Consider the following 1,681-nt stretch of genomic DNA (forward strand, 5'->3'; position numbering starts at 1 on the left):
GCAAGCCCACCCCGCCGCCCGGGGCGGGCAAGGTCCTGTTCAAGGTCGAAGGCCGGGTCGGGATCCCGGTGCAGATGGTCCAGACACCGATCCAGGCCAGCCTGCACGTGACCGATGGCCGATACCGCAACCAGAGCTGAGAAGGGGGAAGACGATGGGTGCACCGACCCGTGCCCGCTGGCAGCGCCGGCGGGACCTGCCCGGCATCGTGGCGTCCGCCGTGCTGGCCGGGATGCTCGTCTCCGTGGTGGCCGGCCTGTCCGTGGGGGCCTGGCTCGCCACGGGCAGGGCCCTGTCCCCGATCGAGGTCGGTCAGGGCCTCATGGACCACAGGCTGGAGTTCACCGGCCTGTACCCCGCGGCCATGGGCGGGGTCTTCGTCGCCCTGGCCCTGGCCGTGCCGGTGATCGGCATCTGGTGGCGCAGGACGATGGTCCGCCCCGCCTGGGTCGACGTCGCCGCCCAGCACATGGCCTCCCCGAAGGAGGCCGCCTCGCTGACCCGCAGGGCGGTGGCGAAGAAGGCCCGGGAACTCGGAGTGAAAGGGGCCGGCAGATGAGCCTGGCATCGTTTGCGAAGCAGAGGAAGGCCAAGGCCCCCGCTGCCGCGGCGCCGTTCATCGGCCTGCCGCTGGGCAGGTCTGTGCACGGCGGCAGGGAGCTGTGGGCGTCCCTGGAGGACGTCGGGGTCATCTTCGCCGGCCCCCGTACCGGGAAGAGCACCGCCTACGCCGTCCCGTTCATCCTTGCCGCACAGGGCCCCTGCCTGGTCACGACGAACAAGAACGACCTGCACCACCACACCCGCGGCATCCGCGAGCTCATAGGCCAGGTGTTCGCGTTCGACCCCGAGGAGATCGCAACGAAGGGCGATCAGGGCTGGTGGCTGAACCCGCTGCGGGGGACGACGACACCGAAGAAGGCCAAGGCCCTCGCGGACGTGTTCGAGGCCGCCGAGGGCGGCGGGGCCGCCCAGGCCGCGGCCTCCAAGGGCATCGACTTCTTCCCCGAGCGCGGCAAGACCCTCCTGCGCGCCCTGTTCCTGGCCGCCTCGGTGAGCGAAGGCTGGACCATGGACCCGCACTCCTACACCGGGCCGGCGTACTTCCTCCGCGATGTGCAGGCGTGGCTTGCCGCCCCCGAGGCCGAGAACCCGGTCCCGGTGCAGGTCCTCGACGCCACCTCCTACCGCGAGGTGCTGAACGAGCTCGTGGGCATCTACACCTCCGCCCCCCAGGAGCGCAGCGGCGTGTTCTCCACCGCCCAGCTGCTCCTCTCGCCCCTGACCGATCCGCAGATCATGGACTGGGTGAACCCCCGCCCCGGCGAGGAGCACGGCCCCAGCGGGGACGGCCGGGGCGGGCGGACGCTGTTCGACCCGGACAGGTTCATGCAGGGCTGCAACACTCTCTACAGCCTCTCCACCGACGGGTACGGGTCCGCGAAGGCGCTCGTGACCGCGCTGACCCAGTCGGTGCTCGACGCGGCCACGGAGAAGGCCAAGGGCGAGCCCGGCGGCCGTCTGGCCCTGCCGATGGTGTGCGTGCTGGACGAGGCCGCCAACGTGTGCCCCTGGCCCCAGCTGCCCAAGCTGTACAGCCACTTCGGCTCGCGGGGGATCTGCGTCTGGACGATCCTGCAGTCCTACGCCCAGGGCGTGGGCGTGTGGGGCCAGCACGGGA

2 protein-coding genes are annotated in these 1,681 nt (G+C 71.4%); both read left to right on the top strand.

From position 1 onward, the window contains the following. Positions 1-154: 154 nt before the first annotated feature. A complete protein-coding gene (locus tag V7053_RS18980) occupies positions 155-559 on the top strand; it encodes a hypothetical protein (RefSeq protein WP_334173801.1) in 405 nt (134 codons plus the stop codon). Next, on the top strand, positions 556-1,681 hold a 1,126-nt coding region (locus V7053_RS18985), incomplete at its 3' end, for a type IV secretory system conjugative DNA transfer family protein (protein WP_334173802.1). The genes V7053_RS18980 and V7053_RS18985, both read left to right, overlap by 4 nt.

It is taken from the genome of Sinomonas sp. (assembly GCF_036848755.1).
Classification (GTDB): Bacteria; Actinomycetota; Actinomycetes; order Actinomycetales; family Micrococcaceae; genus Sinomonas.